This is a genomic window from Desulfobacterales bacterium (genome assembly GCA_030066985.1).
GTDB lineage: Bacteria > Desulfobacterota > Desulfobacteria > Desulfobacterales > JAHEIW01 > JAHEIW01.
Map to the genome: position 1 here is coordinate 126,634 of JASJAN010000005.1, position 14,254 is coordinate 140,887.

Annotated in this window: 13 protein-coding genes; 9 read left to right on the plus strand and 4 right to left on the minus strand. The window is 49.9% G+C overall.

What is annotated here, in order from left to right; translation table 11 throughout:
- Positions 1–36 precede the first annotated feature (36 nt).
- Both QNJ26_04470 and QNJ26_04475 read right to left on the minus strand, forming a co-directional pair.
- On the minus strand, positions 37–963 hold the full coding sequence (locus tag QNJ26_04470; protein MDJ0984775.1) for a branched-chain amino acid ABC transporter permease: 927 nt from the start codon (positions 961–963) through the stop codon (positions 37–39).
- A 197-nt stretch (positions 964–1,160) separates the two neighbouring features.
- A complete protein-coding gene (locus QNJ26_04475) occupies positions 1,161–2,339 on the minus strand; it encodes an ABC transporter substrate-binding protein (protein MDJ0984776.1) in 1,179 nt (392 codons plus the stop codon).
- Between the two features lie 387 nt (positions 2,340–2,726).
- Between QNJ26_04475 and QNJ26_04480 the strand changes: the two genes are divergently transcribed.
- The 9 genes from QNJ26_04480 (at position 2,727) to serB (ending at position 12,021) form a co-directional block, all read left to right on the plus strand.
- Positions 2,727–3,173: an Lrp/AsnC family transcriptional regulator gene (locus tag QNJ26_04480; protein ID MDJ0984777.1), complete on the plus strand. Its 447-nt coding sequence runs from the start codon at positions 2,727–2,729 to the stop codon at positions 3,171–3,173.
- 111 nt (positions 3,174–3,284) lie between these two features.
- On the plus strand, positions 3,285–3,683 hold the full coding sequence (gcvH, locus tag QNJ26_04485) for a glycine cleavage system protein GcvH (protein ID MDJ0984778.1): 399 nt from the start codon (positions 3,285–3,287) through the stop codon (positions 3,681–3,683).
- Positions 3,684–3,688: 5 nt separating this feature from the next.
- Positions 3,689–5,020: an aminomethyl-transferring glycine dehydrogenase subunit GcvPA gene (gene gcvPA, locus QNJ26_04490; protein MDJ0984779.1), complete on the plus strand. Its 1,332-nt coding sequence runs from the start codon at positions 3,689–3,691 to the stop codon at positions 5,018–5,020.
- Complete coding sequence (gcvPB, locus tag QNJ26_04495) at positions 5,017–6,474, plus strand: aminomethyl-transferring glycine dehydrogenase subunit GcvPB (GenBank protein MDJ0984780.1); 1,458 nt, start codon at positions 5,017–5,019, stop codon at positions 6,472–6,474. Before gcvPA ends, gcvPB begins: the two co-directional genes overlap by 4 nt.
- A 70-nt stretch (positions 6,475–6,544) precedes the next feature.
- Positions 6,545–7,351 (plus strand): lipoyl(octanoyl) transferase LipB, encoded by an 807-nt coding sequence (lipB, locus tag QNJ26_04500; protein ID MDJ0984781.1) that lies wholly within the window; start codon positions 6,545–6,547, stop codon positions 7,349–7,351.
- Positions 7,352–7,446: 95 nt separating this feature from the next.
- Complete coding sequence (gene lipA, locus QNJ26_04505) at positions 7,447–8,382, plus strand: lipoyl synthase (protein ID MDJ0984782.1); 936 nt, start codon at positions 7,447–7,449, stop codon at positions 8,380–8,382.
- Positions 8,383–9,561, plus strand: coding sequence for an alanine racemase (gene alr, locus QNJ26_04510; GenBank protein ID MDJ0984783.1), 1,179 nt, complete (start codon positions 8,383–8,385; stop codon positions 9,559–9,561).
- A gap of 283 nt (positions 9,562–9,844) precedes the next feature.
- The gene (locus QNJ26_04515) at positions 9,845–10,645 is read left to right on the plus strand and encodes an alpha/beta hydrolase (GenBank protein MDJ0984784.1); all 801 of its coding nucleotides are present in this window, start codon (positions 9,845–9,847) and stop codon (positions 10,643–10,645) included.
- 158 nt (positions 10,646–10,803) lie between these two features.
- A complete protein-coding gene (serB, locus tag QNJ26_04520; protein MDJ0984785.1) occupies positions 10,804–12,021 on the plus strand; it encodes a phosphoserine phosphatase SerB in 1,218 nt (405 codons plus the stop codon).
- Positions 12,022–12,036: 15 nt separating this feature from the next.
- On the opposite strand, the gene pcaD is transcribed toward serB, so the two are convergent.
- Positions 12,037–12,825, minus strand: a complete 789-nt coding sequence (pcaD, locus tag QNJ26_04525; GenBank protein MDJ0984786.1) for a 3-oxoadipate enol-lactonase — start codon at positions 12,823–12,825, stop codon at positions 12,037–12,039.
- Between the two features lie 176 nt (positions 12,826–13,001).
- The gene (locus tag QNJ26_04530) at positions 13,002–14,246 is read right to left on the minus strand and encodes an MFS transporter (GenBank protein ID MDJ0984787.1); all 1,245 of its coding nucleotides are present in this window, start codon (positions 14,244–14,246) and stop codon (positions 13,002–13,004) included.
- Positions 14,247–14,254 lie beyond the last annotated feature (8 nt).

Sequence of the window (14,254 nt, forward strand, 5' to 3'; positions counted from 1 at the left end):
TGATGAAACTGCTGCGGCAAAGCTCGGGCCGAGCTATTACAGCCTCAGCCGTGCACTGTAAGCTTCCCCAAAAAATCCATGGGGCCTGAAAACCAGGATCAGTAAAACAATCGAATAGGCAATCAGATCGCGAAAGGTTGAGGGTACAAATGGTATCATGGGTACAAAAATTTCAATAAAGCCGAGCAAAAACCCGGCCAGAGTGGCCCCAATAATCGATCCCCTGCCCCCCAGAATTGCCGCGACAAACGCTTTCCAACCGATCAGGATCCCCATATACGGATCCAGTACCGGATAGGCCACACCGAAAAGAATACCGGCGGCTGCGGCCAGAGCTGACCCAATGGCAAAGGTCATGGCCGCAATCTTGTTTATTGACACACCCATTAGCGGCACGACCACATAATCAAACGCCATAGCGCGCATGGCCATCCCGTACCGTGTGTGACGGATGAACTGGTGCAGCGCGGTGGCCAATGCCAGAGAGACCACCACGATCATGATCTTTTTATTGGTGACAAAAACACCGCCCAGATCATAAGTGACGGTGTTTATCAGGGACGGAAAACTGACGCGTTGGGCACCCAGCAGAATCAGGTTGCCGGTCTCCAGGATGATGCCGATCATCAATCCGGTGATAGCTGCCGATGCCCGCGGCGCATCGCGCAAAGGGCGATAGCCGATGCGTTCAACGATCATACCCACAAACGAGGTTAAGAACATGGAGAAAAGAATGGTTAATACCAGGATCAGCCAGCTGGGCAGCGCAAAGGCCCCCATGGCGGTGAGGGCAAGCATGGCTGAAGCCACCCCGAACCCGATATAGGCGCCGACCATAAAAATATCGCCATGGGCGAAGTTAAACAGCATCAGAATACTGTACACCATCGAATAGCCCAGGGCGATCAGCGCATAAAAGCTTCCCCACTGCAATGCATTGATCAGGTTTTGCAACAGTACCATCTACCACTCCTCGTTCTTCTAAAAAGGCGGGCTCAGGGCGCAAGGCCCTGGCCCGTCTTTTGTTACTACAGGTTCCCAGGTTCAAAGTTCACCGTTCAGGGTTAACTCCCTTTGGGATGCTTTTGGTATACATAACCCTCAGGTCTTTTTAAACTCTGAACCTTTGAATCCCTGAACCTTGAACGTTTATCTATATTTTATGGGCACACCGATTTGTAGAACTCGAATTCACCGGCATCGCTGATGCGAACGACCACGGCACATTTAACCGGATCGCCTTCTTCGGTGAATGTCATCTGGCCGGTAATGCCGTCAAAATCTTTAATTTTGGCCAGTTGTTCGCGAACCGCCGCACGGTCTTTTTTGATGTCGCCGGTCAACCCACCGGTATTTTGAATCGCCTGTTGCAGTAGACGGATGCTGTCCCAGGTCAACGCACCGACATCATCGGGCACGTAACCATGTTTTTTATTGTATCGATCGATAAATTCTTTGGTGGCACCCGTGGCACCGGCAGCCGCATAGTGAGTGCTGAAAAACAGTCCGTAGCAGTCTTTGCCGCAAAGCTTGACGGTCTCGGCCGAACCCCAGCTGTCACTACCGACAATGGGCTTATCCCAGCCCAGTTGATGGGCCTGTTGAACGATCAGAGCGACTTCGTTGTAGTACTGGGGCGTAAACAGCACTTCTGCGTCCGAATTGATGATCTTGGTCAGCTGTGAACTGAAGTCGGTGTCCTTGGTTGTAAAGCTTTCGAAGGCCACCACCGATCCAGGACCGTTATTTTTCTCCCAGGCTTCTTTGAAAAATTCAGCCAACCCTTTGGGGTAGTCGCTGGCGACATCATAGAGCACTGCCGCCTTTTTAAACCCGAATTCGTCGCGGATAAAATTGGCTGCCACCGGTCCCTGAAACGGATCCAGAAAACAGCCGCGAAATACGTACGGACGTTCTTTGGTCGTATCGGGGTTGGTCGACCACGGGCTGATCATCGGCGTGCCGAGTTCATTGGCTTTGCCGCCGGCCGGTACGGCCTGTTTGGATGATTGCGGTCCGACTATTGCCAGGACTTCATCTTCCGTGATCAGCTTGGTGGCAACTTTAACAGCTGACTCCGCTTTGGATTCATTGTCTTCTATGACCAGTTCCACTTTGTATTTTTTATCGCCGACTTGAAGTCCCCCGGCAGCGTTGACGTCTTCCAGCCACATTTCGGCCGCAAACTTGCTTCCCTCGCCCACTTTGGGAATGTCACCGGTAATAGGGGCATTGACACCGATCTTGATGGTTTCCGGTCCTTTCGGTCCGCAGGCATAAAATGTCACAGCCACTGCGATACAGAAAATAATCCCGGCTAATAGAAATCCTTTTTTCATTGCAAACCTCCTTTTCACTTCGGTTATTAATGGGGTTAACAGTTGATTAAGAAAGCAATCGGAATGGTCTTAAAAATGATTGGGTCCATATCATATGGTGTTATTTTTTTCAACTTTATTCCCTTGATAACATGTCCTGTTTTAGACCCAGGCGGTGAAAGTGCACAGCGGTTATTTATCGCCGCCTATTGTATAGTAAGCACCGTGCGCGCTGTGGTCATCCATAAAATTCAACATATCAGCAATCCCAAGACACCATCTAGGGAATAAAAAAAATTCGATGTTATATTGAAGATATCGTGAATAAATTAAAAAATAATTGACAGAATCAGCAATTTTTTTTAATTATTTTATGTTTCGGTGTTACCTTCGCATAACAGGAGGCCCATGAACATCGACAAAACCAACCTGGCCATCATTAAACAACTGCGCAACGGCCGCAAATCTTACCAAAAGATTGCCCTCGATCTAGCTGTATCTGAAAACACGGTTCGGACCCGTGTTCAAAAATTAACCGAAGAAGGCGTATTGGACATCAATGGTGTCATTAATCCGGAAACAATCGAGGGACATCGCGTCGTTATCGTGGGGGTAAAACTTCAAAGCATGGATCTGGTAAACAAGGGCGAGGAATTCAGCAAGTTAAAGGGGGTGGTCTCGGTCAGCGTGGTCACCGGTCGTTTCGATCTCATTCTGATAGTTCTGCTAAAATCGGGATTCGGTTTACTGGAATTTTATACTGAGGAGGTGTCCCGTATTAAAGACGTCCAATCTGTGGAAACCTTTGTGGTATACAAGAGCTATAATTTAAAGGTACCCTATGTGCTAGAATAGGTTTACCGGTGATACCAAATTGGTTTTGAGGTCAGAATAAATACACATATGGTGAAAATGCATCAGCAAAACGAACCCGGATCAGGGTGAAACTAAGCGAGGAGGAACATTATGAAAGAAATTAATGAACTTAATTTTCCTGATGATGTGCGTTATGCCGAATCTCACGAGTGGGCCCGGCTCGAAGGTGATACGATCAAGGTCGGTATATCGGATTATGCCCAGGACCAACTCGGTGATATTGTTTTCGTGGAAATGCCGGAGGTCGGAGACACATTTGGCAAGGCTGAAGAATTTGGCACAGTGGAGTCCGTCAAGGCCGTTTCCGAGCTGTATATGCCGGTTGCAGGTGAGGTGGTGGCCATTAATGACACGTTGGAAGATGCCCCTGAAAAGGTAAACAATTCGCCATATGGCGACGGATGGATGCTTGAGGTTAAAGCGGAGAATCCATCTGAACTGGATGACCTTATGGACAATAATGCTTATCTTGGAACGCTGAAAGGATAATACCCATGCGTTACTTACCCCATACACCTGAAGATATCGCCAGCATGCTCAAGGCGGTGAAGATTGACAGCCTTGAAGGCCTTTTTGCCCATATCCCTGAAGATTGCCGACGCAAAGAAGCGCTCAATGTCCCCGAGGCGTTAACCGAGTGGGAGTTAAATGATCATATGGACACGCTGGCGCAAACTGTGGCCGTTACACCTGAATACAAGTTGTTTTTAGGTGCCGGCAGCTACGCGCATTATGTCCCGGCGGCGGCATCCTTTTTGGCAGCGCGTTCAGAATTTGTCACCGCCTATACCCCTTACCAGCCCGAGGTCAGTCAGGGCACCTTGCAGGCCATTTTTGAGTACCAGACATTGACCGCCCGACTCCTGGGCATGGAGGTTGCCAATGCATCGCAATATGATGGCGCATCGGCATTGGCCGAAGCGATGTTGATGGCCATTCGCGTGTCACGCAAAAAGACGGTGGCGGTTTCGCGCGCGGTGCACCCGATGTATCGACGGGTGCTGGCAACATATTTTGAGCCTACCGGATTTAACATCACAGAACTGCCCTATCTCGAAGACGGCTCAACGGATATAACATCCCTGAAAGATATGGACGATCTGGCAGGGGTAGCCATTCAATCACCCAATTTTTTCGGTTGCATGGAAGACCTGGAAGCCATCCAGCAATCACTGCCAGACAAGAAAACGCTTCTGGTTGCATGTTTTAGCGAGCCCCTGGCTTATGGCCTGTACAAAAGCCCGGGTGATTGCGGCGCCGATATTGCTTGTGGCGAGGGGCAGAGTTTGGGTATCCCGCACACATTCGGCGGTCCCGGACTGGGGATGTTTGCCGCCAAAATGAAATACGTCCGCAACATGCCGGGACGTTTGGTGGGCCAGACAGTTGATCAAGATGGCAAAAGGGGTCATGTGCTAACGCTCTCTACCCGTGAGCAGCATATTCGGCGCGAGAAGGCCACTTCCAATATTTGTACCAATCACAGCTTATGCGCTCTGGCAGCAGTCATATACATGGCCTCACTGGGTGGTACAGGCTTTAAGGAATTGGCCCGTCTCAATTATGACAAAGCGGAATATTTCAAAGAAGCGCTGCGCAAGGCTGGTTTTAAATTGCCGTTTTCCCGGCCGACGTTTAATGAGTTTGTGGTCGCATTTCCAGACGGCTTTGAGAAAACCTATCAAAAGTTACTGCAGAAAAAAATCATCGCCGGCTTGCCGCTGGTCGAATATTATCCAGAGCTTAAGAGCCATTATCTGCTGTGCGCAACTGAGACAACCACCCGGGATGATATGGATGCCCTGATCAAGGAGATTAAATCATGAAAAATACTGTAGGCACTACTGGATTAATTTTCAACGAGCCTTTGTTGTGGGAAAAAGGGAAAAAAGGTCGATGCGGTTTTTCACTTCCGCGGCGTGATGTAGAAGCGCATCCGGTCGACAAGCAACTGGAAGGCCGCGGTCCGGATTTTCCAGATCTGAGCGAAGTTGATGTGGTGCGTCACTACATCCGACTGTCGCAGTGGAACTTTTCCGTCGATTCGGGCATGTACCCTTTGGGCTCGTGTACGATGAAATATAATCCCAAGACCAATGAAAACCAATCTGGCCGGCCGGGGCTTGCACAGGCGCATCCGTTGCTGCCGCAGCATCTGTCACAGGGCGTACTTCAGCTGATGTATGAGCTTGAACAATACCTGACTGAAATCACCGGAATGGATGCCACATCCCTGCAGCCGGCTGCCGGCGCCCATGGCGAGCTCGCCGGTATGCTGTTGTTCTATGCTTACCATAAGAGCAAAGGGACGCCGCGTTCAAAAATCATTGTGCCGGATACCGCTCACGGCACCAACCCAGCCAGTGCATCATTGTGCGGATACCGCTCGGTTCCGGTCAAGTCAAATGAAAGAGGTGTTCTTTCACCCAAAGCGGTTGAGGATATTATGGATACGGACACCGCCGGAATAATGGTTACCAATCCCAATACGCTGGGCCTTTTCGAAGAAAACATCAAAGCCGTGGCCGATATTGTCCATGCCAAAGGCGGGCTGGTTTACGGCGACGGTGCCAATATGAATGCCATCATGGGCATTGTCAACATGGGCGAACTCGGTATTGATGTGCTGCATCTTAATCTGCATAAAACCTTTTCCAGTCCGCATGGGGGTGGCGGTCCAGGATCAGGTCCTGTCTGTGTCCGCAAGCATCTGGAGCCGTTTCTACCGGTTCCTCGTGTAGTCAAGCAAAAAAAACGCTATGTCTTATCCGAGGATTTCCCAGAGAGCTTCGGAAAGATCCACGCGTTCTATGGCAATGTGGGCGTCATGATCCGGTCCTACAGTTACATTCTGAGTATGGGGCCTGAGAATCTTAAAAAAGCCAGCCAGCTAGCTGTTTTAAATGCAGCCTACATCAAAAATCAACTCAGGGGGACCTTTCATCTGCCCTACGACCGGCCGTGTATGCACGAGTGTGTCTTTTCAGACAAACTCCAGGAACCATATAAAGTCACGACTCTGGATATGGTCAAACGCCTGATGGACTATGGTTTTCACCCGCCGACCATCTATTTTCCGCTGGTGGTGCCCGGAGCTATCATGATCGAACCCACCGAGACGGAATCCAAGGAAGACATCGACCTGTTTATTGAATCAATGAAAACCATTGCCAAAGAAGCAAAAGAAAATCCCGAGTTGCTACACGCCGCCCCGCGCAAAACCAAGCGCAAAAGGCTGGATGAAACCTTGGCTGCGCGCAAACCATGTCTGACCGGATAGGTTAGTGGTCAGTAGTCAATTGTCCGTCGTCAGTAGTCCATTGTACGTGGCAATTCGATCAATTAGAATAATGACAACAAACAAACAAATAGAAAGCTCTGTTTCCAACCGTCACCCGCTGCCAACAAAAAACAGTATGATAACGGACAACGGGCTACAAACAACGGACTCAAGGAGATGGCTGAACATTGATTTTGAGCGCGTGGATTACCGTCAAGCCTGGGCTTTGCAAGAAAAACTCATTCTGGCTCGCAGAGACGGCACATTACAAAACGATATCGTGCTGATCTTGGAGCATGACCCTGTTTTCACCTTAGGTCGCAGAGGGGGGCGTGATTGCATGTTGGTGTCGGATGCATTTCTTGCAAAAGCCGGCATTCCCATCATCCAGGTGGAGCGGGGCGGCAATATCACCTATCACGGACCGGGTCAATTGATCGCCTACCCGATTGTGGATTTGCAAACTGCGAAAATAAAAGTCGTCGACTTTGTCAGCGCCTTGGAAGAAGTAATGTTGCGAACCGCTGAAAATTGGGGTATCGCCGCCGAGCGCAATGATGCCAACCGAGGTATCTGGGTGGGCCCGAAGAAAATGGGCAGCATCGGAATTGCCGTGCGCAGGGGCATCAGTTTTCACGGTCTGGCTTTAAACGTTCAAACGGATTTAACGCCGTTTTCCTGGATACAGCCCTGTGGGCTGCAGGATGTGGGCATGACCAACATGCAGCAGGAATGCACCCATACATTTTCAATGCATCAAGTGCGTAAGATTCTAAAAGAACAGTTTGAGGTGGTATTTGGTATAACATTTAATCAGAAAACACCGGCGGATCTGGAACCCATATTTGAAAAGTTGGCTTTCAATAGCAGTGTTTAGTGTTTTGTGTTCGGTTTTTGGTTTTTGAACCGAAGGTCAGTTATCCCCACTAAATACCAAACACCAAATTCTAAATACCAAAAACGAACCGAATAATGACCCAACAACCCCAAAAGAAGCCGCGCTGGCTTAAAAAAAGACTACCCACTGGCCCGACATTTGAAAATGTCAAGAATCTGATTGGCAAAGACCATTTGCACACCGTCTGCCAAGAGGCTCGCTGCCCGAACATCTGGGAGTGTTTCTCACAACAAACGGCGACGTTTTTGATCATGGGATCGCGCTGTACCCGTGATTGCCGGTTTTGCTCGGTTGTGCAGGGCCCTACCGGCCCACCTGATCCGCATGAGCCTGCCCGCGTTGCCGCTGCTGCCCGGCAAATGGCGCTCAAGTATATTGTTATCACCTCAGTTACCCGTGACGATCTATCCGATGGCGGCGCAAGCTTTTTTGCCAATACCATTGGCGAAGTCCGCCGGCAGATTCCCGGTGCGGTTATCGAAGTGTTGATACCCGATTTTCAGGGTGACGCGGATGCGCTGGAAACCGTCCTCAAGGCACACCCGGATGTGCTCAACCATAATATGGAGACCGTACCCCGACTGTATCCGATCGTCCGGCCGCAAGCACGCTATGGGCGTTCATTGCAGTTACTCGAACGGGCGCATAACTTTAATCCGCATATACCGACCAAATCGGGGTTGATGCTGGGTCTGGGCGAATCTTCGACCGAAATACGTTCGACCTTAAAAGACCTGCTAAAAGTCGGCTGCGGCATTCTGACGCTGGGTCAATATTTACAACCTTCAAAAAAACACCTACCAGTCAAACGTTTCATTCCACCAGAGGAATTTGAGCAATGGCGGCAAATAGCCAACGAGATGGGATTTGCAGAGGTCGCCAGCGGACCGTTTGTACGCAGCTCATATCACGCCAAAGAGCTATACCAGGCTGTCGGACCACTGGTTATAAAACGACATCAACATGAAATGACCGTCCCAGTCACAGACCCACCTGAAGAGGCGGGTTAAATGCCACAGCGAGGTGCCCATTTGACGACATCACCGGTTTGGGCTGAAATTAATTTGAAGGCCATCGCCCACAACGTCAGCGAGTTACGCCGCGCCACACACCCCGACGCTCGCCTGATGGCAGTGGTCAAGGCCAACGGCTATGGCCATGGTGCTGTTGAAGTCAGTCGGTGTGCACTAAAAAATGGTGCCTCCGTTCTCGGTGTCGCTCGCATCGAAGAAGGCATTCAACTGCGAGACGCCGGTATCAAGGCACCCATTCTGGTTTTCGGCTATACCCTCCCCCGACTGGCGGACGATTTGCTGCAATACGATCTTACCCAGAGTGTCGCCACTTCGGCAGCAGCGCGGGAATTATCACAAGCGGCATCATCCTTGGCAAAACCGTTAAGAATCCATTTGAAAGTGGACACGGGTATGGGCCGGCTGGGTATGTTGCCAGCACATGATCCATCCGGCAATGCGGTTAAAATCAATCCAGATACGGTCGCAGAAGCCCTGGCCATAGCCGCTCTGGAAGGACTCGAACTTGAAGGCGTTTTCACGCATTTTGCTGCGGCTGACAGTGCCGATAAGGCCTATGCCAATAACCAGCTTCATCTATTCTTAAACTTTCTTCAAAGCCTGCAGAAAGCCGGTTTGAACCCTGCGCTGAAACACGCCGCCAACAGCGGAGCGCTGATTGATATGCCCCAATCCCATCTTGACCTGGTCCGACCGGGCATCTCAATCTATGGGCTGTATCCTTCCGATGAGGTCGACCGACAACGGGTACTACTACAGCCCGCCATGGCACTAAAGACACAAATTATTCAGCTTAAAGAAGTCCCCGCTGGTTTCAGCGTTAGTTACGGCATGACCTATACAACCGCGCACCCCACTACCATTGCCACCATCCCGCTAGGGTACGCCGATGGTTTAAACCGCCGGCTGTCCTCGAGCGGTCAGATGCTGGTTGGCGGGCAGCGTGTTCCCATCATTGGTCGTGTATGCATGGACCTGACCATGCTGGATGTTGGCAGCATCAGAAATGTTCAGAAGGGAGATGAAGTTGTGGTATTCGGACGACAAGGCAATGACACCCTGACGGTTGATGAAATGGCGGCCACATTGGATACCATCAATTACGAAATTGTCACCGGCATCGCCCCTCGCGTCCCGAGAATCTACATAAAGTAAAGTACCAAACTTTTGCTAAGTAACAGTTTAAACTTATCATTATCTTCTCAAATAAAATTTCAGGTTTTTTAAACCCAAACCCTTAGATTTTTTTCGAGAGCCCCGCCTGCGGCGGGATTTCACATCCTGATTTGAGAAATGATGTGTTCGACAAGCGCCGATTCGACGAAAAAGCGGAGCGTACACGATAGTACGTGAGCATTTTAAGTTGAATCGCAATCCGCCTGCGGCGGACTATCGGACAAAATATGAGGGTTTTAAGCAAACCTTTAAGGAGACCCCTTTGCCTTATTTTACCACCCCTGACAACTGCAAACTTTACTACACCAGCCGTCATTTAAAGGCCAATCGACCAGCGGTGGTTTTTCTCAATGGCACAAGCCAGACCACCATTTACTGGGAGCCACACGCAGCCGCTTTTGCAAAACAATTCAGCGTGCTGTGCTATGATGCCCGAGCTCAAGGTAAAAGCGATATCGGCACTCGTCCGATTTCAGCGAAAGCGCATATCAAAGATTTAATTAATCTGCTCGAGCATTTGAGGGTTCCCAGGGCCCATCTGGTCGGCACCAGCCATGGCGCCTATGTCGCTTCAATGCTGGCGGCAACAACACCTGAATGGGTCGACCGGCTTGTGCTGTGCAGCATTGGCAGCGATTCACAGGCTTATATTAAACACATCGTTCAAGCATGGCTTCAGATTCTGCAACGCACAGACCTTGAAACCATGGCATGGGCTATGTTGCCTCTGGTATTCGGAAAACGGTTTTTGAACCAGAATCGCAATATTGTCGATAAAATCGTTGCGGCCATTGCTACCCGCAATGACAAGCAGGCTTTAATGGCCCATTTCAGTGCAATATCCGCTTATCCCTCTGTGAGTGCCTTTGCGTCATCCATTCAACGCCCCACCCTGCTTATTTCCGGCGTCGATGATCCGATAGTCAGCCCAACTGAGGTCCGGCAACTGGCCAAGCAATGTAATGGGCGCCACGAGATTATACCAGAGGCCGGTCACAGTGTTCCCGCTGAAACGCCTGTCTTGTTCCAGCAGGTCGCAATGGATTTTTTGAACCCACCCTAAATTGCCGAACCACTGCTTTTCATTTGAGTGACAATCCGGTTAAATAGAAAAGACAAGGATTGCGTGTTTGCGGTTGCAAGAGACGCAGGGTTGTGTTTATAGTACGCGTTTTCTGACACAATACATCAATATCATTTTGGTTTTCAGGGAACATCCTAATGAGAGAAATCATACTGATCAACGTGACCGGTAAAGATAAACCCGGGCTAACCGCCAGTCTAACGCGCATATTGGCCAGGTACCATGTGGTGATTTTGGATATCGGACAGGCGGTCATCCACGATTACTTATCGCTGGGCATCTTGGTTGAGATCCCGGCCGAGTTTAAATCTTCATCCATCTTAAAAGATCTGTTGTTTGAGGCCCACAAACTGGGAATTCAGATCCACTTTTCACCGATAGAGGAAAACCGCTATGAAAGCTGGGTGGCGCATCGGGGTAAAGAGCGCCGTATAATTACCCTTCTGGGCCGGCAATTGACGGCCAAACAGCTTTCCAAGGTGGCCGCCGTTATTGCCAAATTCAAACTGAATATTGACGTCATCAACCGCCTATCTGGACGCATGTCAGTCAATAATGCCGGTGAACAGAAAAAAGCCTGTGTTCAGATTACAGTGTCCGGTGAAATTAAAAACCCGGGTGTTTTGCGGGGCGAGTTGCTCAACATCCATGCTGAAACCGGTATCGATATTTCCTTTTATGTCGATGATATTTATCGCCATGCTCGCCGTCTGGTGGTTTTCGATATGGATTCAACCCTCATTCAGGGCGAGGCCATTGACGAGCTGGCTGCCTTGGCCGGTGTTGGTGATCAGGTCGCCCAGATTACCACTGCCGGAATGCAGGGGGAAATGGATTTTAAAGAAAGTCTGGGCAAGCGCGTGGCCTTATTAAAAGGGCTCAACGAAAAGGCACTTGCAACGGCGGCTGATAAGCTGACGCTGACCGAAGGGGCCGAACGCGTCATAGACAAGCTAAAACAGCTGGGTTTCAAAATCGGTATTATCTCCGGTGGATTCGAATATTTTGGAAAGGATCTGCAGCAAAAACTGGGTCTGGATTACGTTTTTGCCAATCAGCTGCAAATTGCGGATGGCAAATTTACCGGCAACATCAATGGGGATATTATCGACGGACAGAAGAAAGCTGAAATTTTAAAAACCATCGCCCAGGTCGAAAACATCAGTCTCAAACAAACCATCGCGGTTGGCGATGGCGCCAACGATTTGCCAATGATCAGCATTGCCGGCCTGGGCGTAGCATTCCATGCCAAACCCATTGTCAGAGAAAATGCCCAGCGCAGCATCTCCAGTGTGGGACTGGACAGCTTACTGTACCTGATGGGGATCAGCGAAAGGGAAATCCGGCAGCGATAAAAACAATCCCGCCCCTTATTCCACCAGAAACGCCATTAAATGCGAGTTGAACGTATCGGCCTGTTCAATGTTGGAAAGATGCGCAGCCTGCGGAATAACCACCAGTTTGGAACCTTTAATTTGCGCATGCATGGCTTCTGAAGCAGCCACCGGTGTGCCCGGATCATCAGCACCCACCATAATTAGGGTTTTCGTTTCCACTGCGTCCAGTTGATCCAGATAATTCAGACGGCGAATCGCCTCACTGCAACCGACGTATCCTGCCAGCGGTGTAGCCAAAATCTGCTGCCGGATGCGATCAATTCCAGGGCGATTTTGCTGCAGATAATCCGGTGTAAACCAGCGTTCGAGTGTTGATTCGGCCACTGCCTGCATGCCGCCGGTGATGGCCGCATCAATGCGCTCCTGCCAAACCGGCTGGGCTTCAGCAGGAATCACGGCTGCGGTATCTGCCAAGACCAGTGTGTTGAGACGGCTTTGATCACGCAGCGCCAGACCTTGACCGATCATGCCGCCCATCGACAAACCCACCCAATACACCCGATCAAGCTTGAGCGCGTCCAGTAGGCCAATGGCGTCATCAACCAGCTGCTCTAACGTATAGGGCCCCTGAGGCGCCTGGCTCTGGCCGTGACCGCGGGTATCAAATCGCAAAACGCGGAAGTGGCTTTCCAGCAGCTCAATCTGCGGCCACCACATCACCTGACTGCAGGCCAATGAGTGGCTGAGCACCACCACCGGCGCCTTTTCTTTGCCTGACAATTCATAATGAATATTGATCCCATTGGCTTCAATGTTCATCATTTCACCTCTTGTTCATTATTCGTCATGAAGACAACATACAATATCAATTCAAAAAAGATAATCAATCGAGGACGAATGCCAAAATGGGTATCATGATGTCACGCATCGTACTCATCGCCGCTTCGTCCTCAAAATTTAACGTGAAATAGTCATGCTGCGGCGGATTTGGCAATTTACTATTCCGTATCCGGCTTCTTCAAGTAAAATGACAGCACCATCCCCACTAAAGAGATAACGCCGGCAACCATAAGCGGCAGTGTAAAGGAGCCACTCATATCTGCCAGATAGCCGCCAAGCGCTGGGCCCAAAGCCTGTCCAATACCAAAAAATAGGGTGACGAAGCCAAGACCTGCAGGTGCCAGACGCGGTCCGACAAAATCCCCGGCTGCGGCAGCCATGATCGTAGGAATGCTCCAGGCGGTGAGACCGAATAAAATAGCCGACAGAAAAAAACCAATATCGACCTTGATCAGCGCATAGATAATATATGAAAGCCCGAGCACCAAATATGCCAGAGCAGCGCCACGGCTTCTTCCCAGCACATCCGATATTTTGCCCCAAATAACACCACAAAAAATACTCAGACCGCCCACCAGTGCAAATAAATTGCCGGCCCATACCGATGAGAGACCTATCTCTCCGGTTAAATATTCCTTAAAGAAAGTTAGATATATAACGTAGGAAAAGCCATAAAAAAAATAGACGACTCCTAAATACCAGATTGCTCCCATTTTGATGACACCGGTCCATTGTAGGGAGGAAATTTTACCTGTGGATGCTGATTCAGAGGCCGAATCAGATGTTGTATCTTGGCCCACCTGCTGGAGTCCCTTTTCCTCTGGTCGGCTCCGAACAAACTTAAAGACAACACCTGCAATTAAAATCACAGCTCCGCCCAAAAAATACCAAGAAATGCGCCAGCCATTGGGACCCAGAAGCGCTAATATTCTGGTAACCCCGAGGCTAGCAATCATCATACCCAATCCGATTCCAGCGGATACAATCCCGGTGGCAAAACCTCTTCGCCTCATGGCAAACCAGGCCGAACCCAGAGCCATTGCAGGCACAAAAGAAGCGCCGTTGCCTAATCCAGTCAACAAACGCATGGCAAATGCAAAGCCAAACGATTGCGCCAGACCGGTTAGTATCATTGTGATGCCCATGAGGATTAGGGCCGCCGTAATAACCACCCGTGCCCCAAATCGCGCTGCCAGAAATCCGCCGATAAGCGCCATCGCCAGGTATCCAATAAAATTGCCTGTACTCAATAGCCCCATATAATAGTTTGAAAAACCAAGGTCATTTTTCATAGCCGGTAGAATAACGGTATAGGACATTCGCCCAAAACCGTGGGCGGCAATGGTCGTCAGCATTCCCATAAAGACGACCACCCAGCCATAATGCAGTTTGCCTTCTTTCATGCTGCGCT

Bases quoted from the DNA above. Each gene is read 5' to 3' on its own strand.
- QNJ26_04470 (MDJ0984775.1), bottom strand. From the start codon at position 963: ATGGTACTGTTGCAAAACCTGATCAATGCATTGCAGTGGGGAAGCTTT.
- alr (MDJ0984783.1), top strand. From the start codon at position 8,383: ATGCCACAGCGAGGTGCCCATTTGACGACATCACCGGTTTGGGCTGAA.
- lipA (MDJ0984782.1), top strand. From the start codon at position 7,447: ATGACCCAACAACCCCAAAAGAAGCCGCGCTGGCTTAAAAAAAGACTA.
- gcvH (MDJ0984778.1), top strand. From the start codon at position 3,285: ATGAAAGAAATTAATGAACTTAATTTTCCTGATGATGTGCGTTATGCC.
- lipB (MDJ0984781.1), top strand. From the start codon at position 6,545: ATGACAACAAACAAACAAATAGAAAGCTCTGTTTCCAACCGTCACCCG.
- pcaD (MDJ0984786.1), bottom strand. From the start codon at position 12,825: ATGATGAACATTGAAGCCAATGGGATCAATATTCATTATGAATTGTCA.
- QNJ26_04530 (MDJ0984787.1), bottom strand. From the start codon at position 14,246: ATGAAAGAAGGCAAACTGCATTATGGCTGGGTGGTCGTCTTTATGGGA.
- QNJ26_04480 (MDJ0984777.1), top strand. From the start codon at position 2,727: ATGAACATCGACAAAACCAACCTGGCCATCATTAAACAACTGCGCAAC.
- serB (MDJ0984785.1), top strand. From the start codon at position 10,804: ATGAGAGAAATCATACTGATCAACGTGACCGGTAAAGATAAACCCGGG.
- gcvPA (MDJ0984779.1), top strand. From the start codon at position 3,689: ATGCGTTACTTACCCCATACACCTGAAGATATCGCCAGCATGCTCAAG.
- QNJ26_04475 (MDJ0984776.1), bottom strand. From the start codon at position 2,339: ATGAAAAAAGGATTTCTATTAGCCGGGATTATTTTCTGTATCGCAGTG.
- gcvPB (MDJ0984780.1), top strand. From the start codon at position 5,017: ATGAAAAATACTGTAGGCACTACTGGATTAATTTTCAACGAGCCTTTG.